Annotated in this window: 18 protein-coding genes, 2 tRNA genes and 4 pseudogenes; 16 read left to right on the forward strand and 8 right to left on the reverse strand. The window is 33.7% G+C overall.

Going from position 1 to position 20,271, the window contains the following annotated elements; all coding sequences use genetic code 11:
- Positions 1-109: 109 nt before the first annotated feature.
- From ACE38P_RS04810 to ACE38P_RS04820, 3 genes are all read right to left on the reverse strand, one after another.
- Positions 110-745 carry a DnaA ATPase domain-containing protein gene (locus tag ACE38P_RS04810; RefSeq protein ID WP_064085999.1) on the reverse strand — a complete coding sequence of 212 codons (636 nt, stop codon included), beginning with the start codon at positions 743-745 and terminating at the stop codon, positions 110-112.
- Positions 746-850: 105 nt separating this feature from the next.
- The gene (locus tag ACE38P_RS04815) at positions 851-1,924 is read right to left on the reverse strand and encodes an AI-2E family transporter (protein WP_319803561.1); all 1,074 of its coding nucleotides are present in this window, start codon (positions 1,922-1,924) and stop codon (positions 851-853) included.
- A 49-nt stretch (positions 1,925-1,973) separates the two neighbouring features.
- On the reverse strand, positions 1,974-2,540 hold the full coding sequence (locus ACE38P_RS04820) for an alpha/beta hydrolase (protein ID WP_010404012.1): 567 nt from the start codon (positions 2,538-2,540) through the stop codon (positions 1,974-1,976).
- Between ACE38P_RS04820 and ACE38P_RS04825 the strand changes: the two genes are divergently transcribed.
- Together ACE38P_RS04825 and ispD are read left to right on the forward strand one after the other, a co-directional pair.
- Positions 2,539-2,685 (forward strand): hypothetical protein, encoded by a 147-nt coding sequence (locus ACE38P_RS04825; protein WP_010404009.1) that lies wholly within the window; start codon positions 2,539-2,541, stop codon positions 2,683-2,685. The two genes, ACE38P_RS04820 and ACE38P_RS04825, sit on opposite strands and share 2 nt — an antisense overlap.
- A gap of 277 nt (positions 2,686-2,962) precedes the next feature.
- Positions 2,963-4,168, forward strand: coding sequence for a 2-C-methyl-D-erythritol 4-phosphate cytidylyltransferase (ispD, locus tag ACE38P_RS04830; protein ID WP_374699611.1), 1,206 nt, complete (start codon positions 2,963-2,965; stop codon positions 4,166-4,168).
- An 84-nt stretch (positions 4,169-4,252) separates the two neighbouring features.
- On the opposite strand, the gene ACE38P_RS04835 is transcribed toward ispD, so the two are convergent.
- From ACE38P_RS04835 to ACE38P_RS04845, 3 genes are all read right to left on the reverse strand, one after another.
- Positions 4,253-5,119 carry a ParB/RepB/Spo0J family partition protein gene (locus tag ACE38P_RS04835; RefSeq protein ID WP_374699612.1) on the reverse strand — a complete coding sequence of 289 codons (867 nt, stop codon included), beginning with the start codon at positions 5,117-5,119 and terminating at the stop codon, positions 4,253-4,255.
- Positions 5,116-5,958 (reverse strand): ParA family protein, encoded by an 843-nt coding sequence (locus ACE38P_RS04840; RefSeq protein ID WP_374699613.1) that lies wholly within the window; start codon positions 5,956-5,958, stop codon positions 5,116-5,118. The genes ACE38P_RS04835 and ACE38P_RS04840 overlap by 4 nt, the downstream gene beginning before the upstream one ends.
- Before the next feature lie 86 nt (positions 5,959-6,044).
- Entirely contained in the window at positions 6,045-8,525 is a 2,481-nt protein-coding gene (locus ACE38P_RS04845; protein ID WP_064085912.1) for a response regulator, read from the reverse strand.
- 161 nt (positions 8,526-8,686) lie between these two features.
- Between ACE38P_RS04845 and hemF the strand changes: the two genes are divergently transcribed.
- From hemF to sucD, 10 genes and pseudogenes are all read left to right on the forward strand, one after another.
- Complete coding sequence (gene hemF / locus ACE38P_RS04850) at positions 8,687-9,511, forward strand: oxygen-dependent coproporphyrinogen oxidase (protein WP_010403993.1); 825 nt, start codon at positions 8,687-8,689, stop codon at positions 9,509-9,511.
- Between the two features lie 82 nt (positions 9,512-9,593).
- Positions 9,594-10,370 carry a hypothetical protein gene (locus ACE38P_RS04855; protein WP_374699614.1) on the forward strand — a complete coding sequence of 259 codons (777 nt, stop codon included), beginning with the start codon at positions 9,594-9,596 and terminating at the stop codon, positions 10,368-10,370.
- Positions 10,371-10,403: 33 nt separating this feature from the next.
- Positions 10,404-11,861, forward strand: coding sequence for an IS4 family transposase (locus ACE38P_RS04860; protein ID WP_374699293.1), 1,458 nt, complete (start codon positions 10,404-10,406; stop codon positions 11,859-11,861).
- 18 nt (positions 11,862-11,879) lie between these two features.
- A pseudogene (locus ACE38P_RS04865) lies at positions 11,880-12,269 on the forward strand (hypothetical protein); the annotation flags it as partial.
- A 68-nt stretch (positions 12,270-12,337) separates the two neighbouring features.
- Positions 12,338-12,409 (forward strand) — tRNA-Glu (locus ACE38P_RS04870).
- A 32-nt stretch (positions 12,410-12,441) separates the two neighbouring features.
- Positions 12,442-13,137, forward strand: coding sequence for a 16S rRNA (uracil(1498)-N(3))-methyltransferase (locus ACE38P_RS04875; protein WP_015588133.1), 696 nt, complete (start codon positions 12,442-12,444; stop codon positions 13,135-13,137).
- A 122-nt stretch (positions 13,138-13,259) separates the two neighbouring features.
- A tRNA-Pro gene (locus tag ACE38P_RS04880) sits at positions 13,260-13,333 on the forward strand.
- Between the two features lie 198 nt (positions 13,334-13,531).
- Complete coding sequence (gene rpsU / locus ACE38P_RS04885) at positions 13,532-13,732, forward strand: 30S ribosomal protein S21 (RefSeq protein WP_007302350.1); 201 nt, start codon at positions 13,532-13,534, stop codon at positions 13,730-13,732.
- Positions 13,733-13,762: 30 nt separating this feature from the next.
- On the forward strand, positions 13,763-14,923 hold the full coding sequence (gene sucC / locus ACE38P_RS04890; RefSeq protein WP_374699615.1) for an ADP-forming succinate--CoA ligase subunit beta: 1,161 nt from the start codon (positions 13,763-13,765) through the stop codon (positions 14,921-14,923).
- Between the two features lie 3 nt (positions 14,924-14,926).
- A complete protein-coding gene (sucD, locus tag ACE38P_RS04895) occupies positions 14,927-15,808 on the forward strand; it encodes a succinate--CoA ligase subunit alpha (protein WP_064085491.1) in 882 nt (293 codons plus the stop codon).
- A gap of 6 nt (positions 15,809-15,814) precedes the next feature.
- Here the strand turns inward: sucD and dapF are convergent, their stop codons facing one another.
- The gene (gene dapF, locus ACE38P_RS04900) at positions 15,815-16,609 is read right to left on the reverse strand and encodes a diaminopimelate epimerase (protein ID WP_010403976.1); all 795 of its coding nucleotides are present in this window, start codon (positions 16,607-16,609) and stop codon (positions 15,815-15,817) included.
- 72 nt (positions 16,610-16,681) lie between these two features.
- Between dapF and ACE38P_RS04905 the strand changes: the two genes are divergently transcribed.
- Together ACE38P_RS04905 and ACE38P_RS04910 are read left to right on the forward strand one after the other, a co-directional pair.
- The gene (locus ACE38P_RS04905) at positions 16,682-17,389 is read left to right on the forward strand and encodes a glycoside hydrolase family 5 protein (protein ID WP_264376157.1); all 708 of its coding nucleotides are present in this window, start codon (positions 16,682-16,684) and stop codon (positions 17,387-17,389) included.
- Positions 17,390-17,559: 170 nt separating this feature from the next.
- Positions 17,560-18,440: pseudogene (locus ACE38P_RS04910) on the forward strand (IS110 family transposase); the annotation flags it as partial.
- 28 nt (positions 18,441-18,468) lie between these two features.
- On the opposite strand, the pseudogene ACE38P_RS04915 reads toward ACE38P_RS04910, so the two are convergent.
- Positions 18,469-18,576, reverse strand: a pseudogene (locus ACE38P_RS04915) (IS630 family transposase); the annotation flags it as partial.
- 61 nt (positions 18,577-18,637) lie between these two features.
- Here ACE38P_RS04915 and ACE38P_RS04920 point away from each other — a divergent pair.
- Together ACE38P_RS04920 and ACE38P_RS04925 are read left to right on the forward strand one after the other, a co-directional pair.
- Entirely contained in the window at positions 18,638-20,095 is a 1,458-nt protein-coding gene (locus ACE38P_RS04920; protein WP_374699293.1) for an IS4 family transposase, read from the forward strand.
- A gap of 6 nt (positions 20,096-20,101) precedes the next feature.
- Positions 20,102-20,269 (forward strand): annotated as a pseudogene (locus ACE38P_RS04925) (IS630 family transposase); the annotation flags it as partial.
- Positions 20,270-20,271 lie beyond the last annotated feature (2 nt).

Consider the following 20,271-nt stretch of genomic DNA (forward strand, 5'->3'; position numbering starts at 1 on the left):
TAGTATTTATTATAATTTTAACATAAAGAGATAGTGATTTCAACTTCATTATTGTATGGGTATTAATAAATCTTTAATATATATAACAAATGTCTTGCAGCAGAAGGAATCACTTGGGACTTTTTTTTAATAAAGTGTTAATAAAAGGAATGGTTACATTTGATCCTATGGATTCACTATCTATTTTTTCTATAATTTTATTAATGCTGTGGAAAGAACGTTCTATTCTTGCTAGAATATAATTAATCACTTTTAAATCAATTTTTAACTGTTTATCTGAAAATCGTTTTATTAGCATAATTCTTAATAATTCCTCGCTTGCAGGCAAAATTTTTACGCTGGTAGTTGACAATATTCGGGAGCTTAAATCTCTTAGTTTGAAGTTAAGCTTTTTTGGTGAAATTGAAGAAGTGATTAGCAGTCTCTTATCATTTTCTTTCATATAATTATAACAATGTAACAACATTTCCTCATCTTTAATGTTTTGTACATCCTCTAAAATAAACGCATCGCTATACCTCATTTCGCTTACAAAATTATTCACATTGATAAAAATTGCATTGTTTATTGATTGCCAAATATGAGCAAGGTGAGTTTTTCCAGAGCTGTTAGGTCCAAAAAGAATCAGGCATTTCCAAGATAAATCGTTAACTATTGAGTTATATACGTGCTTATTTTCGTCTAAGGTGATATAGTTTTGCCAGCAATAATCAACTTGATTATTGCTAAATAAATTTAATTGCACGTAAAGCCTCTTACATTACTACTTTTTGATAATAATTTTTGCATAAAAATTTACTTGCATCTCTCAAATGTATCAGAGGTCCTTTTTCTTTTTATCGTGAACTAATTAGCCATTTTTATAAAGCTCACTTTCAAAATATTTATTGATTGCATATTCTACTAATACACTGAACATTCCTATTATTGGAATAAAAAATAATATACCTATAAACCCAAAATATGAGGTGCATATGACAACTCCTAAAATAATGATAGTTGGATGTATATGAACTTTTTTTCCTATTAATAAAGGCACTAATATGCTTGAGTCTATTAATTGACCAACACTAAATAATAGCAAGACAGCAGTACTTTCAAACCATCCACTAAATTGAGTAATGGCGCTCAAAAATCCGATAATAGTGTATAATAATGGCCCTATATAGGGTATAAATGTTAATGTTCCTGATAAAATTCCAATAGCTACAGAATGCTTCAGCCCAATTATGCTAAGGCCCACGGAGTAAAAGATCATCATGACTATACATACGTTTAACTGTCCCTTTAGGTAATTAGATATAATGAAATCTACTTTGGAAAAATAACCTGCAGCTTTTTCTCTGTAAAGAATGGGAATTAGTTTATTAGCCTTTTCTACAATTGCAGGCCAATCACGTAATACATAAAAAAACACCACAAGCGTAATAGCTATTAATGATACCATGTAAATCAAATTAAAGCTTGAATTTAGCACTTGAATTATAAGATTACTGCCCATGCTAAGAGCATTTATAAAATAAGATATATAATCACTGTAATTTTCTACTAGATTTTTAGACAAGTGATCAAATAAACTATCTTCAGTTTTTATATTAAGAAATTCTAGCACAGAAGGAATCACTTTAAGCTTTAATGAAGGTATCTTATTCACTAAGAAATTTAATATTAAAGTAATTTGAAAATATATAATAGGTAAAACAAATGTGATAACTAATATAAAAGCTATCAATAAGGTAAGTATTATAAAAACTACAGAACATGAACGTGGTATTCTATATTTTTCAAACTTGGTTACTAGCGGGTTAAATAGATGTGCAACAAAAACAGATATTAGACACGGAACAATCATAGGACGCATCAAAAATAATGCCCCTATTATGAAAAGCAGTACACAACAAATAGTTATATGACGTTTTTGCATGTGTTTAGAATAGTTAATTTACCGAAAAATATACAGTTTTTTGTAAGTACTATCTATTCATTATTTTATTAGGCATGAGATCAGCCAAATTTTCACTCAATTGCCAACTAGATAAAACTCCGTTATGCGGGTTATCTGTAAAGCCTCTCAGATTAACGATCTTAATCGAATTTCTATTTAACAATAGATCATCTACTGCCTTTGCCAATTGTACAGGATATGGTATTAAGGTGTCTCTTTCATGATTAATGACTACTATTGGTATATTATCATTTTGTAGCTTTTGTATATTGCTTACTATATCAAAATCTAAATTTAGGACCTTAAGCATCTTTTTCAATAAGCATGAGGGCAGTACACTTAAAATTTTTGCTTGAGGAATTGGAAAATGCTTTATTGCATTATGAAAAGAGCTGAAAGTGCTAGTAAAAATAACGCCTCCAAGTTTAATATTTTTGTCTGTAAAATATTTTAATACTTCTGATGCAACTGCTCCTCCAAAGGAATGGCCGAAAAGTATGATGTTTTCAGGTTTTACACCCTTGTCCATTAATTCATTGATTTTTTTTATCGAAGACTGAGATAAGCTTTTATTCTTATTTATAAATGGAATCATGAGTATTGATATAGACAAAAAAGTGCAAATCAAAGCTGCTAATATTGCTGAATTCGCTGTCCTAGACGTCATTGGGTTGGTAAATAATATCAGAGCGGGTGATAATATGGATATTCCTAAAAATAAGAAACTAGCTATTGCGTAAGTTATATAGTTTTGAAATGCAATTGGGTATTTATGTGCATGAGTGTAGAAATTAGACCTATGGAGATATGTAGATCTATCTTGTATATACCTGGACGCATTTTTATAATTATCACCTATTCCATGAAAAAATATAAGATGTATCTCATTTTCTTTGTTATACTTAGCAACGTGCATTATTTTCCTCTAGCATATATTACACCTAGTAAAAGAATATTCTTTTTTGAGAATTGGATCAACTTTTTTAAAATGCTAGATAACTTGTATTAACACCGAAAATGGTAAGCATGCACACTAACAGACTTGAGAAATACAAGATAGCAGCATTAATAGTTGCAGCAGGAGTAAGCAGTAGATGCAATGCCAAAATCCCTAAACAGTATATAAAATTGGCAGGTAAGTCTGTTTTATTTCACACAATTAGGAAATTCTTAGCTAATCAGTACATAAGTTACATAAGAGTGGTAGTGAATGAAAGTCAAAAAGATTTCTATAAAGAAGTTACGTCATCAACTATAGATACTAAATTGCTGAGTCCAGTATGTGGAGGAAAAAGCAGGCAGAGTTCAGTTAAACTTGGACTGGAGAGTTTGCAAAAGATCAATCCAGATTTTGTTATTATACATGACGCTTGTAGGCCTTTTGTATCAAATATTCTAATAAACAACTTGATTGAATCTATGATTAATGGTCAATATACAGGAGTAGTTCCAGCAATAGAAGTCGAGGATACTATATCGTTGGTGAGTAATAATTTCATTGAATCTACGATTTCAAGAGAAAAACTTAGAGCCATGCAAACTCCTCAAATTTTTAATTTCAGAGAATTATTATCGTGCCATCAATCAGTCAAAGAATTTACTGATGATTCATCACTAATGGTGGAGCATAAAAAACATGTTGCGATTATTGAAGGTGAGAAAAAGAATTTTAAGTTAACTACAAAAGAGGATATCAATATGGCAAAACTTCTCTTTGGAGAGCCAAAATTCCGTGTCGGAACCGGTTATGATATACATAAATTTGTTAAAATTCAAAATGATGCTAAGAGCTTTATAAAAATTTGCGGTGTGGAAATTGAGCATAATATGGCAATAGAGGCACATTCCGATGGTGATGTTGCAATACATGCAATCGTTGATGCAATACTCGGAGCACTAGGATGTGGAGATATAGGAGAACATTTTCCTCCTAATTCCTCTAAATGGAAGGATTGCAATTCATCTCATTTTCTTGACTTTGCTGCTAAAAAAGCACAGGAAAAAGGATATAGCGTGTCTAATTTAGATATTACTATAGTTTGTGAAGAGCCTAAAATATCGCCTTACAAAGCAGGAATGAAGGAATTCATATCAAAAATATTAGAAATTAATGGTGAATTCGTAAATATCAAAGCAACCACAGCGGAAAAATTAGGTTCTATTGGAAGAAATGAGGGAATAGCAACGTATGCTTCTGTGCTATTGCGTGCAAATTTTTATTGAAGGTAGAAACGAAATAACTTACTTGACAAACTCCACCATTTCACTTCCATTGCAAGGAAAGTGGGAAGGTTTGTCAAGAAATTTCTATGAGCTACTTTCGACATTAATAGCTGATTCAAGTCTTCTATTCAAAATTTTCAATATAAAATCCAATTCATTTGAGTTGTTATAACGTATCATGACTTTACCCTTAGAATTACTGTCATTAATTTTGATCTTTAAACCAAGTTGAGAAGATATAGCCCCTTCTAGTGCTGCCATATCTTGATTTTTAGTATATTTATGCTCTTTTTGATCGTTATTTTGTTGTAAGTCTTTTATCAATTTTTCAGTTTGTCTAACGCTCAGGCCCTGAGAAACTATTCTTTCTGCAAGACTTTCCGCATTTTCAACATTAATCAATGCCCTTGCATGGCCCATAGACAATTTTTTCTCGTTGATCATTGTTATCACTCCATTAGGGAGTGATAACATTCGAGTCATATTGGTTATGTGACTGCGGCTTTTGCCTAAAGTTGAAGCTAGTTCTTCGTGTGTATAGGAGAATTCATCTATTAGTTTCCTATACGCTTCACCTTCTTCTATTGGATTAATGTCTTGCCTCTGTATGTTCTCAATTATCGATACTTCTAAGCATTCCTTGTCATTTAAATCTTTTATGATGACTGGCACACTATCAAGATTTGCAATTTTACTTGCCCGCCAACGACGTTCCCCTGCTACTATTTCATAATCGTCATCATTTGGATCTTTGCGCACCACAATAGGCTGTATAATGCCATTTTTCTCTATCGAACTTGCAAGTCCTTTCAATGACTCTTCATCAAAATATTTTCTCGGCTGAAATTTGCTCGGATGCAGTAATGAAACGGATAACCGATCTTCCTTATTATCATAATTATCGCCTATGAGGCCGGCAAGACCCCTACCTAAGCGCCTATTATCCTTCACGCCGCACCCTCACTTACCAGCTTTTTCTCTTTACAGATGCTCATGTGTTTCTTTAAAATTTCTTTTGCCAAACTTATATATGCTTGCGCACCAGGACACTTAAAATCATATACAATAGCGGGTTTTCCATGAGAAGGCGCTTCTGATAACCGTACGTTACGTGGAATAATGGTCTCATACAATGGGATGATAGTTTTATATACTTTATCATTTAAATACTGGCAAATATCATTTTTTATCTGCTCACTAAGTTTGTTGCGTCTGTCATACATTGTGAGCAATATTCCTTCTATTGACAGGAAAGGGTTTAGGTTATTTCTTTTTATCAGCTCTACAGTCTTAACTAAATGGCTCAATCCTTCCAGAGCGAAAAATTCACACTGAAGAGGAACAATAATAGAGTTAGCAGCGGTCAAAGCATTGATAGTAAGCAGACCAAGTGATGGAGGGCAGTCGATGATTATGTACTCATAATTATCACGTACTTTCTCTAGCGTATCTTTTAGTACGAATTTTCCCTGCTCAAGTTGTGATAGCTCAATTTCTGCAGCTGATAAGTCAACCACTGATGAAATCAGCGATAGATTTGGAATTTCCTTTATATTGAAAATTGCCGATTCCACCAATTCACTTTCGCTGCTCAGCAGTATTTTATATATATTTTTTTCTTCCCTGCTACGATAAGAAATCCCAAGTCCTGTACTAGCATTTCCTTGAGGGTCAAGATCTACCAGTAAAGTACTTTTTCCCACAGCAGCAAAGGCTGTTGATAAATTTATACTAGTTGTAGTTTTACCAACTCCACCCTTTTGATTTACTATTGCAATGATCTTGCTCACGCCTTTTATCTTATGTATAAAATAACTCTATTGTATATATGCAAGAAATTTTTGCATTAGAAAAATTTTTTTGTTGCCAATCATGCTCAAAGTAAACTGCCTTTTTTTGTCTTGTGTAACACACTTTGAACCTTATTTCCTAACTCATTCAGAGTAAATGGTTTGGGTAAAAAATGGAAGTCTTCTATATTGATTTCATCGCTCTTTAAAAAAGCATCCTCTGTATACCCAGAAATAAAAATAACTTTGATGTTTGGCCTATGTATCAATGTTTCTTTAACTATTTCTGGACCACTCACCTCTGGCATGATTACATCAGTGATTATTAGATCTATGTGTTGATTTTTTTTTCTAATGATCTCTAGTGCCTCGCTGCCTATACTCGCTTCTATTACATTAAATCCTTTTCTTGTAAGAGCCTTAGCAGTAAATTCCCTTACTGAATCTTCATCTTCAATTAATAAAATTATACCATTACCTTTAATCTCTACCGGTTTCTCTATTTCTTTACTATCTTCCTCTTTATCATTTTCATCCGATATGTAAACTATGGGCAAAAATATGCTAAATTTAGTTCCATGATTCACTTTGCTAGCAACATAGATGTATCCTTCGGTTTGTTTAATAATGCCATATACAGTAGAGAGGCCAAGACCTGTACCAGAAGTAATATCTTTGGTAGAAAAAAATGGATCAAATGCCTTTTCAATTATATCACTCGTCATTCCACATCCAGTATCAATCACTTCAATCACAACATAATTCCCATGTTCAATCGTTTCCTTATCTGGAGAAAACATATCCTGAGGTGTAGAATTTAATGAATCAACCTTTTGATTAAAGGTTCGTATAGTTAACTCTCCCCCCTTTTCCATAGCAGCACCAGCATTAACTGCTAAGTTAAGCATAACTTGCTCTAATTGTCCTTGGTCAGCCCTAACAGCACCCAAATCGCTACCATAATAAATATTAAATTTTATATTTTCACCTATTAATCTTTTGATCATTTCATAAAGATTAGCTATCGTACCATTTACATTAATAATCTTTGGCTGCAAAGTCTGTCTTCTTGAAAAAGCAAGCAGTTGTCTTACTAAATTTGACCCACGTTTTGCATTTTGCTGTATCTGTATTATATCTCCAAAAGATGGATCGCTAGCTGAGTGCTGGAGTAAAAGCAAATCACAAAATCCTATTATTCCGGTTAATATATTATTGAAATCATGTGCAATACCACCTGCTAATTGCCCTATAGCTTGCACCTTTTGATAATGCTCAAGTTTTATCTCTAGTTTTTTACGTTCAGTATTATCAATAAAATAACAAAGTATGAACATCACTTTATTATGAAGAAACTTATTAAAATATATTTTCATGTTATTACCGCCATTGAGCTGCACATCAAAGGACGCATTATTTATCCTATTACTTGAAAAATATTCACGCACTTTCATATGATAACCATCTGATATCAATGCAAAGATAGAACCATTATTTGACCCCGCAAGTTTTACTAATGCTATATTTTTCTTTATAAAATTGCCATTTATGTCGCATTGTGCAATAGCAATTGACGAATTTGTAAAACAAGGGTGTAGTTGATAATCAACAATATTTGATTCAGTTGGTGTTATAAAGCCGTGTATATAGCTATGATTGTATTTATCACAAAATATAGCAGTACTCATATAAGCCTTAAATGGAGCACCGCTTATAGTAAAAAACATAATTTCATTTTTGGTTATTGTATCGTCATACTTAGATTGAGATATAAAATCATTGATTGAGCTACCTTTTTCCAATTTTTTTAGTTCAAACATGTCTAAAAATCTTTTATTTACAGATAAGATACCTCCTTTTGTATTTGCAACGTAAGTTGCTATATTGTGTTTCTCTATCAACTCTTCATATACCTGCTCTTTGTTTACCTGTGTTGCCTTCAGTACAAAATACCCATTCGGTCTTGCTATTGGGGCTAATGATAAATTTAAAGTCTTATTACTATTTATAGCAATTTGTGGATTATCCGGTATTGGTTCAGAGAGCAAAAGAAAGTTAGATATTCTACTCTTCTTGCTTAAGGAAATGCATACTTTTACAGAAGTGTTATTTCTTAACGCATGATAGAGTGATTTTCTGTCTTTTTCTGACACATCTCCTGCTTCAAGAATTTTATCTAGCGTAACATCATCGTTTATGTGATCTTTAAACCTTTCGTAGAACCTCGCATCAGCATAAATAATACCCTCATCTTTATGTAAAATGAGACAAAACTCTGTATTATGATTCAGCGCATTTGCAAATATTGCATTTTGAAACTCTATGATATTAAGTAGATACTTGTAACGTTTTATATTATATGCCACAAAGAGAGTCATTAGAATGCTAATTAATAAATTAATCTCTATATTAACATGCTGACTATATACATTAGAAAAATAGAGTACTGATATTGCTATTGGAGGTAAGAACATAATGACTGCCATCACAATAATTGACATCCCATAATTTCTTAGTATGAAGTCAACTCTGTTCTCTTTTTTGTTATCTATGTATCTTTTACTCATTATTATTGCTTGGCATCCTTGCACATATAAAAATATATTCTACTATATTGATTGAATTATTATAGATTTATTAACATCCTTGATGGGTAGTTACTATCCCAATCTAATTAATTCCTGTAAATATAGAGTACAATAATATTAATAAGCCAACAGAAGGCATTATGGAAAAACAAAAGACACAAGCATTTGAATGGTTCTGCGCACTGAGAAACAAGATCACCGAATCTTTCTTATCAATTGAGTTACAGTCATTCACAGAACCAAAAATCGAAAAAAGAAAGTGGAACCGACCAGGTGGAGGAAGTGGTGAATCTACAATTATCTTTGGTAATATTTTTGAAAAAGTTGGAGTAAACGTTTCAAGAGTATACGGAAAGCTCGCAGACTCAGCCATTAATGAAATTCCTGGTGCAAGTGAAAGCAATGGAGAGTTTTGGGCAAGCGGTATATCTTTAGTGTCTCACATGCAATCTCCCCTTATCCCTGCAGCACATATGAACACAAGGCTGATATATACCTCAAAACAATGGTTTGGTGGAGGAATGGACTTTACTCCAATTTATAAAGATGAGGGAGATTGCAAGTATATTCACGAATCAATTAAAGCAACTTGCGATGAGTTCAACATCGAATATTATCCGAAATTTAAAAAGCAATGTGATGATTACTTTTTTTTACAACATAGAAAAGAGCCACGTGGTATTGGTGGAATTTTTTATGACAATCTAACTTCTGGCAACTGGAAAAATGATTTTGAGTTCACAAAAGCAGTAGGTGAAGCCTTTTTAGAAATTTACTTACACATCATACACAAACATATGCAAAAATCTTGGACAAAAGAACAACGAGAAGAACAATTGATAAAACGTGGCAGATATGTGGAGTTCAATCTTCTTTATGATCGTGGTACAAGGTTTGGTTTAATGACTAATGGTAACCCCGATGCAATTATGATGTCGATGCCGCCTCTTGTCAAGTGGGTGTGAAAAGCGGTTATTAATATAAAATAAATCGTTATAGTTTAAAATTGTACCACAATGGTGAGCTTTTATATAGAGGGGTACAATCATGGGTATAGTAGATAGTTTTTTAATTAAATCCGCTAGAAATAGCAATATAAGAGGCGTGAGGCTAGCTTTAAGTCTTCATAATATAGTAAACAGCTTTGAAAAACTCTTTTCTAGAATTAATCCTTTTAGGAACAAGGGGTCATTTGACTTGAATAATGATCAAACTTTAAATCGAGCTTTAGAGTATGCAGTAACAAATCTTGATCATAATGTAATGACGTTACTTATTAGTGCTGGAGGAAATATTAATGAAATAAATAATAGTATAGGAAATGTAATCCTTCAATACAAAATAGCATCAGAAGCTATGCAGTACGGAGATAAGGACAGTCTCAAAGATCGTAAAGAAAAATGTTGTTTAGTGCTTGGTGAGCTAATAAAAAAAGAAAGAAAAGAAATACTGGAGATTTTGAAACAAACGGAAAGTTGTGACAAGCTTAAAGAGGAAGTAGAGCTAAAATTTAAGGCCAACTCACCTAAAAAACCTCCTAGAATTTTTGAGCATGATGATATTTTACTTTTAAAAGAGCCCATTTATGATGAGGTATATGACGCTAAGGTTAGTAACTCATTAGAAGAGTTGAGCGTATCGGAAGAATCCATTTATGCTGAAGTATATGATTTGCATAAAAGATCTACTGAAAATTTATCATTGAAAGATAGTGGTTATTCTAGTATATCAGGAGAACCTATTTATGAAGATGTAGATGATTTCTCAGAGCAAAAAAAGCCCACTAGCTTAAATCCTCACTTTTACCCACAAATAAAAAAGTGAGTAAAATGGATACCAAATAAATTTGGGATTAAAATGAGTGAAGTAAGTACAAATGTGCAATATACTGATGGCTTAGGGGATAAATGGCTGGAAAGAGAGTTAAAACACGTTAATTTAGGAGATACAAGACTTAATAAGAGACTTATTAAAACAGGCTATTGTATAGAGGGTAAGGCGTCTGGATCAATTAATCAAAGCTGTAGTGGATGGAAAGAAGCTAAGGGTGCATACAGATTATTTAGCAATGAAAAGCTTAAGGATAAGGAAATTTATTCTTCCCATTACAAAGAAACTATGGAGAGAATGAAAGGAAATCAGTTTGTTTTTTCAGTTCAAGATACAAGTTATTTGGATTTTGACTCTCATATAAAAACTAAGAGGCTAGGTAGTATTTCTAAAGCTTATACGAAGCATAAAATGGGTTTACTGTTGCACAGTGCCTTAATAGTCAGCAAAGACGGATTGCCTTTAGGTCTATCTTCTCAACAATGTTGGGCACGTTCTATTAGGGAAAAAGAAACGTCACAAGAAAAAGCAAACAGGAAATACCGTACCTCCATAGAAGAAAAAGAAAGTTATAAGTGGATAACAGCTCTCAAAGAAAGCATAAACAACCTTCCTGCAAATGTACAACTTGTTACCCTTGGTGATAGAGAGGCAGATATCTTCAAATTTTTATGGATCACTGAGACATTAGGTAGTTTTTATGTAATCCGTAATCGAACTAATAGAAGATTTATCTGTACTGAAATTGGAAAAACAGATTTGCAAACACGCATCACTCAACTGCCAGTAAAGAAGAAAATTTCTCTAGAAGTTAATAAAGGTGGAAACCAAAGATCAAGGAAAGCTAATATTGAAGTTAAGTATATGAAAGGCTATATACCTATCAGATCTTCTTCAATTTATGGATCAAAAGACACAGTGCATAAAATAAGTGATAAAATCCCTGTATATGTGGTAAGTGCAAAAGAAACAAATCCTCCTGAAGGATTGGAAGCTATTGATTGGACTTTGCTGACTAATGTACCAGTTAATAGCACTTTAGATGCTATAGAAAGGATAAATTGGTATAAGCTAAGATGGAAAATTGAGGAGTATTTCAGGGTTTTAAAATCAGGATGTAAAATAGAAAGCTCTCGTTTAACTACAAAGGAAAGGCTACAGAAATTAATTGCTATAAAGAGCATTATTGCATTTAAAATTTTATATTTAACAAAAGTCGCTTTATCAAATCCCATGGAAACCTGTACTAAAATTTTAAGCAACGAAGAGTGGAAGGCCCTTTTCATACGTGAGCATAAAGTAGCTACATTGCCAGAAGAACCTCCAAACATAAAACAAGCTATTATTTGGTTAGGAAAATTAGGTGGATTTATGAATAGAAAAAGTGATAATTTACCAGGGGCTATGACTCTATGGCGGGGCTATGAAAATCTTAAGGAGAGCATAGTTATGCTTCACATCATGACCTCTCAAAATTGTGGGTAAAAGTGAGGCTTAAATCATAAAGAGCAACCAGAGCCTATTTATGCTAAAGTAGATTTATCGAAAAAGAGATCAGAAAGACAAGCAAAACATATAAAAGATAATTCTGGGACTTATCATGGATTAGTGCAGGATAAAGTGAATAATTTGCAAGTAAAACTAAATGAGCAAAGTGCTAATAAGCCAGCGAGTCAGCAAATCAAGACCAAGGCTGGCTTTAACGTAAAAGAAATAAGGCAAAATTTTGAGCGTAGAGATTCTGGATACGATTCTGGCTATGATTCAGATACAAAAGTTGAACAAAAATTAGATTTAGGATCTAAAGCTCCTAAATCTGAGATAGGTTCAGTAAGCATTGAACATGGGGTAATAGGAGGCTGTCGATATAAAATCACTGATATATCACTCTAACTGTGTGATTCAAAATAATTGAATTGACTTTATATGTATAATCGATATAACTCAGTTAGATTCAAGTCGACTCTTTCGTCTAGTGGTTAGGACACCACCCTTTCACGGTGGTAACACGGGTTCAAATCCCGTAAGAGTCACTCAAACAGAATGCAAATAACTAAAGTTTTGAATGAAAAAAATTAGGCTTTATGTTGAAGAAGCTTTATCACAAAATGTAAGTTTGGCTCTTCATCCACGACAAAGTCACTATATTTACAATGTAATGCGGCTTAAGAAGCATGATAACATCTATCTTTTTAATGGAAAGGATGGAGAATGGTTAGGAGAAGTAGTGAATATATCAAGTAAATCGACAAAAATTATAATAAAAGAACGCACTAAACAACAACAACATGAAAAAAATCTATATTTGTATTGTGCTCTGGTAAAAAGCGGCGCCTTAAGCAACATAGTAAGACAAGCAACTGAAATGGGAGTAACCTGCATTCAATTTATTTCAACAGAACGTACAGTAGTAAAAAACATTAACCTAAGTAGAGCGAAATTACAGGCAATTGAAGCTGCGGAACAATCCGGTAGGACAAGTATACCACAGATTTTTCTTCCTATTAATTTTTGTGAATTATCCGATTCCCAGAATAAAAATTTTGTTTTGTGTGATGAAACAGGTGAAGGACAACCTCCTAATAAAGTTCTAAAAGGCAAGAAAAACGTTGCTATTATTGTTGGCCCCGAAGGTGGTTTTTCATCTTACGAACTTGATTCTGCCAATAAATTTTGTCAGAAACTGAGTCTAGGAAAAAGAATTTTGAGAGTTGATACTGCTGTAGTTGCTGCATTAACCTTCACCAATTGGTATAGCTAGATTTTTTAATATGGCTAGTGCAACTTGACACTCTATATAAAGAAATCTGCATTATATTTTTCCTAAAAGAAATAAATGAAACTTGCATTTTTCCGAACTATCGATACTCTTAGTAAAGAAGTCGGGGCGTAGCGCAGCCTGGTAGCGCATTTGGTTTGGGACCAAAGGGTCGGGAGTTCAAATCTCTCCGCCCCGAGATTAGAAAAATTACAAGAGCACTGTAACCTAAAAGCAATTTTTATCAGCAAGTAAATGATTGACAGCAGAATGAAGCTTTTTTCATATAAATCACTGCATATCATATTCTATCGCTCAAGTTTATAAAATAATTGACAATGTTAATTTTCTAATTTATAAATGGATTTTGAAGTGATTACCGAAGGAGGTATAGAGTTTGATTGAAGTATCAGTCCATTATGGTGATGTAGATAGAGCTCTTCCAGTGTTGAGAAAAATAATTCAAAAGGAAGGAAGAGGGCTCAAAATGAAAAAAAAATATCACGAAAAGAAATCAGAGAAAACAGCTAAAAAAAAAGCTGAAGCAAGGAAAAAGAGGTATCAGCAAGAATGCAGAAGACAGCGTTATGGTTGGTAGTTTTTACTAAGGTTAATAATTAGTTATCTTATGAATATTCATGAATATCAAGCAAAGGAAATTTTACACAAGTTTAATGTCCCGGTACCAAAGGGTTTTGTTGCTACATCTGCAGAAGGAGTAGAAACTCAAATAAATCAACTAAAATCTGACGTGTTTGTGGTTAAAGCTCAGATTCATGCAGGTGGTAGGGGTAAGGCTGGTGGCGTAAAGCTAGCAAAGTCAACTAAAGAAGCTCAACAACTTGTAAAGGACATGCTTGGCATAACTTTAGTTACTCATCAAACAGGGCCTAGTGGACAGCAGGTAAGAAGAGTATACATTGAGGAAGGTTCAAGCATTAAAAAAGAGTACTATTTGAGTCTAGTAGTTGATCCAAAGCTCAGTAGGTTAGTATTTATATTTTCCTCAGAAGGTGGAATGGATATTGAAGAAGTGGCAAAAAATTCTCCTACAAAAATTGTGAAATTTGATATTGACCCTGCTACTGGTTTTACAAATCTTGATAACAGTAAACTTGCCAATAATTTTAATTTGAATTCAGAACAAATAGAAAGAATAACAAATATTGCAAAAAATATATATGATGCGTTTATTACAACTGATGCAAGCCAAATAGAAATTAACCCACTAGTTGAAACAAATTCCGGGGATTTTGTTGCACTTGATGCTAAAATTAATTTTGATGACAACGCTTTATATCGTCATCCAGAAATCATGCAGCTTCGTGATTATGATGAAGAAGTTAAAGAAGAGATAGAAGCTTCAAAACATGGACTTAGTTACATCAAAATGGATGGCAATATTGGTTGCATGGTGAACGGTGCAGGTCTTGCTATGGCAACAATGGATATAATAAAGTACTATGGAGCAGAGCCTGCTAACTTTCTAGATGTTGGTGGTGGAGCAAGTAAGGAAACTGTCACTGAAGCATTTAAAATTATATTATCTGATAGTAATGTACAAGGAATTTTGGTTAATATATTTGGCGGTATAATGCGTTGTGATATCATTGCAAATGGAATAGTTGAAGCTGCAAAAGAAATAGATATTAAGGTCCCTTTAGTGGTTAGATTATCAGGCACTAACTTTAAAGAAGGAAAAAGAATTTTAGAAGAGTCAGGGCTAAATATTATTGCTGCAGACGAACTTGACGAGGCTGCACAGAAAATAGTACAAGAGGTGAAGTAGAGTATGTCTGTTTTAGTAAATAAAGATACAAGATTAATATGCCAGGGCTTTACTGGTGCACAAGGTACATTTCATTCAGAACAAGCAATTAGCTATGGAACCAAAATGGTTGGCGGTGTAACTCCTAGCAAGGGTGGAAGCACTCACCTTAATTTACCAGTTTTTAATACCGTAGCAGAAGCTAAAGAAAAAACTGATGTGAATGCTACTGTGATATATGTACCTGCTAAATTTGCAGCTGATGCAATACTTGAGGCAATAGATGCAGAGATAGAATTAATAGTTTGCATCACAGAGGGCATTCCTATACTTGACATGGTAAAGGTAAAGCACGCTCTCGCTGGTTCAAACAGTCGATTGATTGGCCCAAACTGTCCAGGGGTTATTACACCCGAAGAATGCAAAATAGGAATTATGCCAGGACATATTCACAGACGTGGACATATAGGAATTATGTCTCGTTCTGGAACTTTAACTTATGAAGCGGTAGCACAAACAACCGCTGTTGGTCTTGGTCAGTCAACATGTATAGGAATTGGAGGGGATCCTGTTCATGGTATGACGTTTGTTGACTGTATGGAGCTCTTTTTAAAAGATGACGATACTCATGGTATTGTAGTTATTGGTGAAATAGGTGGAAACGAAGAAGAGGATGTATCACATTTTGTGAAAACAGAAAAAACTAAAAAGCCAATCGTTGGTTTTGTAGCAGGTCAAACAGCACCTCCAGGAAGACGTATGGGGCACGCTGGGGCTATTATCTCCTCTAGTGGCGGAAGTGCTGGTGCAAAGTTAGAGGTTATGCGCAGTGCTGGGATTGCGATTGCAGAAACCCCTGCTGTGATTGGTAAAAAGGTGTTAGAAGTAATGAGTGTCAGTGCCTAGCCTAGGTCATAAAAACCCTATATCCCCAGTCATCAGTATATTTTTTGACCACTCAATCAGTAACTGACCTCCTGGTAAATGCACTGAAGTTTGTTTAGTAGCCAAACACTTACGAAGTATAGATGCAACAAATGCTGCACAAGCCGCACTACCACATGAAGCAGTAATACCTGTTCCTCTTTCCCAAACTCTTAAGTTTATTTCTCCAGATTTTTCTATTTGTGCAATACTAACATTTGTTTTCTGAGGAAATAATTCGTGATTTTCTAGCTTTGGTCCTAAATTCTGCAATGGTATTTCGCTTATGTTATCAACAAAAAAAACTATATGAGGGTTACCAATATTTACTGCAACTGGCTCTTTCAGCATTTCAAGCTCTATAGGTAGATAAAGGGGATCGCATTCACAAGAAAGAGGAATTTCATTCCATTTAAGCAGTGGTTTACCCATATTGACCTTTATTGATTTATCACCTACTTTAAAACATTCTAAGATACGATTATTTATCAGCTCAATAGTGATATATTCAGTACCTTTTTCTAACATTATCAAATATCCAACACAGCGTGCTGCGTTTCCACACATTTCAGCTCGACTACCGTCAGCATTGTAGATATGCATAAAGCAGTTTGCAGCATTAGACATTGTTATAATTATCACTTGATCACAACTGCCTTGATCAGCAATTTGTCTATAATTCCAGTCTAAATTATTTGCTGAACGTGAGTCTATGATAACAAAACTATTGCCAGTACCATGCATCTTTACAAACGGGATCTTGTCTGTTAGGTTACTTACCATTATAGCAAAATTATATAAGTGAAAATTTTTCTTCTAATTACAGCTGTTTTGTATTCTATAGTTTTCTGTAATGTGAGTGCTAAGTCAATACCGGAGAACAGCAAAATGCTCTTTTGGCAAACTGGAGTTAGAAAGGGAGCAAATGTTTTCAATAGAAAAGTTGATAGTGACTTAATCAAAGCAGCAAAGGAATACAAAATTGGTTTTATTCGTCTTGCTCCTGACAAATTTGAAACTACGCAACGTGACTTCCTCTTAGGCAATGCAGACAATTATCCGGGCCTGATTTCCAAAGACCTGAAAGTTCTGAAAGATGTTTTAGATGCTTTTCATCAACAAAAAATACCAGTAGTGTTAACGATGCTTAGCTTACCTGGATCTAGATGGAAGCAAAATAATAACGATAAAGATGATTTACGTTTATGGTCAGATCAAGCTTTTCAAAAACAAGCAGCAAAATTTTGGCAAGATCTTGCAAGAGAACTTAAGGACCATCCTGCCATTGTTGGATATAATATCTTAAATGAACCACATCCAGAAAGGCTTTATAATACTAACAATTCTGCCATTCATAATGTAGAACAAAGTCGAATTCAGAAAGATTTATTTAGGTTTTATAGCAGCATGGTATATAGCATCCGCCGAATTGACCTAAAAACCCCTATCATACTGGACAGCGCCGGACAGATAAAACCTGTCAAACCAAAAAGAAACTTCCTAGCTGAGTGTATAGCAAATTTTATGTATAATTTTGTAGAGAAGAGCTTTTTGCAGTTATAGCCGAACTGTGCAATGGTGCCTTAAGTGCCCGTAGGACAGCGTGGCTTTGGAGGAGCGGTCGAACCACTGATGGAGCCTTTTGGGCTACCTCGATTAGAAGAATGTATAACTCAACCGTCCCAAGCTTAAGCACTTCTCAATTATGGATTATTATATAATTGAGATTAAAAATGGCAAAGTTCAAAAGTAAATTAGAGATCTAATGCAGCAGGAATCGATGTTGGCTCGGCTGTACATTATGTATGTGTACCCGAAGGAAGCGATGAACAACGTATACAAAAATTTAGCTGCTTTACGTAAGATCTCTACAACATAGCAAAATGGTTGAAAAAATGTAAAGTTAATACAGTAGCCATGGAGTCAACAGGAGTGTACTGGATTCCTTTGTTTCAAGTACTTGAATCACACGGATTTGAAGTAAAACTGGTAAACGCAAAACATGTTAAAAATGTACCTGGGAGAAAATCAGATGTGCAAATGGATTCAACAACTACACAGTTACGGGTTACTCCAAGGGTCATTTAGGCCAGATGATCAAATGTGTGTATTGCGTAGTTATGTTCGGCAACGTAAAAATTTAATTGAAAATGCTTCTACACATACTTTGCGTATGCAAAAAGTGCTAACACAAATGAATATTCAACTACATAAAGTTATAAGCGATACAACTGGTGTAACTGGAATGCAAATTATTAAAGCAATAATAGATGGTGAGAATAATCCTGAAAAATTGGCTGAACTAAGAGATGGACGAATAAAAAGTGATAAATCTGTTATTGCAAAAGCATTAGCAGGAAACTATAGAAAAGAACACCTATTTACATTAAAGCAAGAATTTGAGCTATATAATATTTATCAGGAAAAAGTAGCAGAATGTGACAGGAGCATTTAAGAATATTATAAAACATTTGAGACAAAGTCTGATGAGAGTAAAAAGTTAGGTGAAGAGAAAAATAAGCACAGAAAAAGTAAACCAAACTTTGCTTTGCATGAAGAATTATATCGAGTAACTGGTATAGATTTTACCAAAATTCCTGGATTGGATATACTATAGCTCTTTTCATAATAGTCCGAAAAGCTTATAGAAAAGCGGAATCAACAGCATGACGAAAAGATGTGAATAGAGGGATGTTTTTCCTAGCTCTGTTTTTTATAGCAAACCAATGATGCTCAATTTTGTTAAAATCTCACTTTTACCCACAAATAAAAAAGTGAGTAAAATGGATACCAAATAAATTTGGGATTAAAATGAGTGAAGTAAGTACAAATGTGCAATATACTGATGGCTTAGGGGATAAATGGCTGGAAAGAGAGTTAAAACACGTTAATTTAGGAGATACAAGACTTAATAAGAGACTTATTAAAACAGGCTATTGTATAGAGGGTAAGGCGTCTGGATCAATTAATCAAAGCTGTAGTGGATGGAAAGAAGCTAAGGGTGCATACAGATTATTTAGCAATGAAAAGCTTAAGGATAAGGAAATTTATTCTTCCCATTACAAAGAAACTATGGAGAGAATGAAAGGAAATCAGTTTGTTTTTTCAGTTCAAGATACAAGTTATTTGGATTTTGACTCTCATATAAAAACTAAGAGGCTAGGTAGTATTTCTAAAGCTTATACGAAGCATAAAATGGGTTTACTGTTGCACAGTGCCTTAATAGTCAGCAAAGACGGATTGCCTTTAGGTCTATCTTCTCAACAATGTTGGGCACGTTCTATTAGGGAAAAAGAAACGTCACAAGAAAAAGCAAACAGGAAATACCGTACCTCCATAGAAGAAAAAGAAAGTTATAAGTGGATAACAGCTCTCAAAGAAAGCATAAACAACCTTCCTGCAAATGTACAACTTGTTACCCTTGGTGATAGAGAGGCAGATATCTTCAAATTTTTATGGATCACTGAGACATTAGGTAGTTTTTATGTAATCCGTAATCGAACTAATAGAAGATTTATCTGTACTGAAATTGGAAAAACAGATTTGCAAACACGCATCACTCAACTGCCAGTAAAGAAGAAAATTTCTCTAGAAGTTAATAAAGGTGGAAACCAAAGATCAAGGAAAGCTAATATTGAAGTTAAGTATATGAAAGGCTATATACCTATCAGATCTTCTTCAATTTATGGATCAAAAGACACAGTGCATAAAATAAGTGATAAAATCCCTGTATATGTGGTAAGTGCAAAAGAAACAAATCCTCCTGAAGGATTGGAAGCTATTGATTGGACTTTGCTGACTAATGTACCAGTTAATAGCACTTTAGATGCTATAGAAAGGATAAATTGGTATAAGCTAAGATGGAAAATTGAGGAGTATTTCAGGGTTTTAAAATCAGGATGTAAAATAGAAAGCTCTCGTTTAACTACAAAGGAAAGGCTACAGAAATTAATTGCTATAAAGAGCATTATTGCATTTAAAATTTTATATTTAACAAAAGTCGCTTTATCAAATCCCATGGAAACCTGTACTAAAATTTTAAGCAACGAAGAGTGGAAGGCCCTTTTCATACGTGAGCATAAAGTAGCTACATTGCCAGAAGAACCTCCAAACATAAAACAAGCTATTATTTGGTTAGGAAAATTAGGTGGATTTATGAATAGAAAAAGTGATAATTTACCAGGGGCTATGACTCTATGGCGGGGCTATGAAAATCTTAAGGAGAGCATAGTTATGCTTCACATCATGACCTCTCAAAATTGTGGGTAAAAGTGAGAACTGAACCCAGTAGAGAGGTTTTGGCAATATATAAAACAGAACATTTTACGCAACAAAATCTATGATACTATCGGTCTACTTGAAGATGTTTTATGTAATTTTATTGTTAGTCTTTCCCCTGCTACGGTTAAACAAGTTTGTAATATTCCTTATTTGTTCGTCTAGTA

The sequence above is a fragment of the Wolbachia endosymbiont (group A) of Limnophora tigrina genome, assembly GCF_964263225.1.
GTDB lineage: Bacteria > Pseudomonadota > Alphaproteobacteria > Rickettsiales > Anaplasmataceae > Wolbachia.

What these genes read in the sequence shown, in the direction of transcription:
- ACE38P_RS04860 (WP_374699293.1), top strand. Translation starts at nt 10,404, where the DNA reads ATGAGTGAAGTAAGTACAAATGTGCAATATACTGATGGCTTAGGGGAT.
- ACE38P_RS04825 (WP_010404009.1), top strand. Translation starts at nt 2,539, where the DNA reads ATGAGTATTGATATAGACAAAAAAGTGCAAATCAAAGCTGCTAATATT.
- ispD (WP_374699611.1), top strand. Translation starts at nt 2,963, where the DNA reads ATGGTAAGCATGCACACTAACAGACTTGAGAAATACAAGATAGCAGCA.
- ACE38P_RS04820 (WP_010404012.1), bottom strand. Translation starts at nt 2,540, where the DNA reads ATGATTCCATTTATAAATAAGAATAAAAGCTTATCTCAGTCTTCGATA.
- ACE38P_RS04920 (WP_374699293.1), top strand. Translation starts at nt 18,638, where the DNA reads ATGAGTGAAGTAAGTACAAATGTGCAATATACTGATGGCTTAGGGGAT.
- ACE38P_RS04815 (WP_319803561.1), bottom strand. Translation starts at nt 1,924, where the DNA reads ATGCAAAAACGTCATATAACTATTTGTTGTGTACTGCTTTTCATAATA.
- ACE38P_RS04855 (WP_374699614.1), top strand. Translation starts at nt 9,594, where the DNA reads ATGGGTATAGTAGATAGTTTTTTAATTAAATCCGCTAGAAATAGCAAT.
- hemF (WP_010403993.1), top strand. Translation starts at nt 8,687, where the DNA reads ATGGAAAAACAAAAGACACAAGCATTTGAATGGTTCTGCGCACTGAGA.
- sucD (WP_064085491.1), top strand. Translation starts at nt 14,927, where the DNA reads ATGTCTGTTTTAGTAAATAAAGATACAAGATTAATATGCCAGGGCTTT.
- ACE38P_RS04875 (WP_015588133.1), top strand. Translation starts at nt 12,442, where the DNA reads ATGAAAAAAATTAGGCTTTATGTTGAAGAAGCTTTATCACAAAATGTA.
- dapF (WP_010403976.1), bottom strand. Translation starts at nt 16,609, where the DNA reads ATGGTAAGTAACCTAACAGACAAGATCCCGTTTGTAAAGATGCATGGT.
- sucC (WP_374699615.1), top strand. Translation starts at nt 13,763, where the DNA reads ATGAATATTCATGAATATCAAGCAAAGGAAATTTTACACAAGTTTAAT.
- ACE38P_RS04845 (WP_064085912.1), bottom strand. Translation starts at nt 8,525, where the DNA reads ATGAGTAAAAGATACATAGATAACAAAAAAGAGAACAGAGTTGACTTC.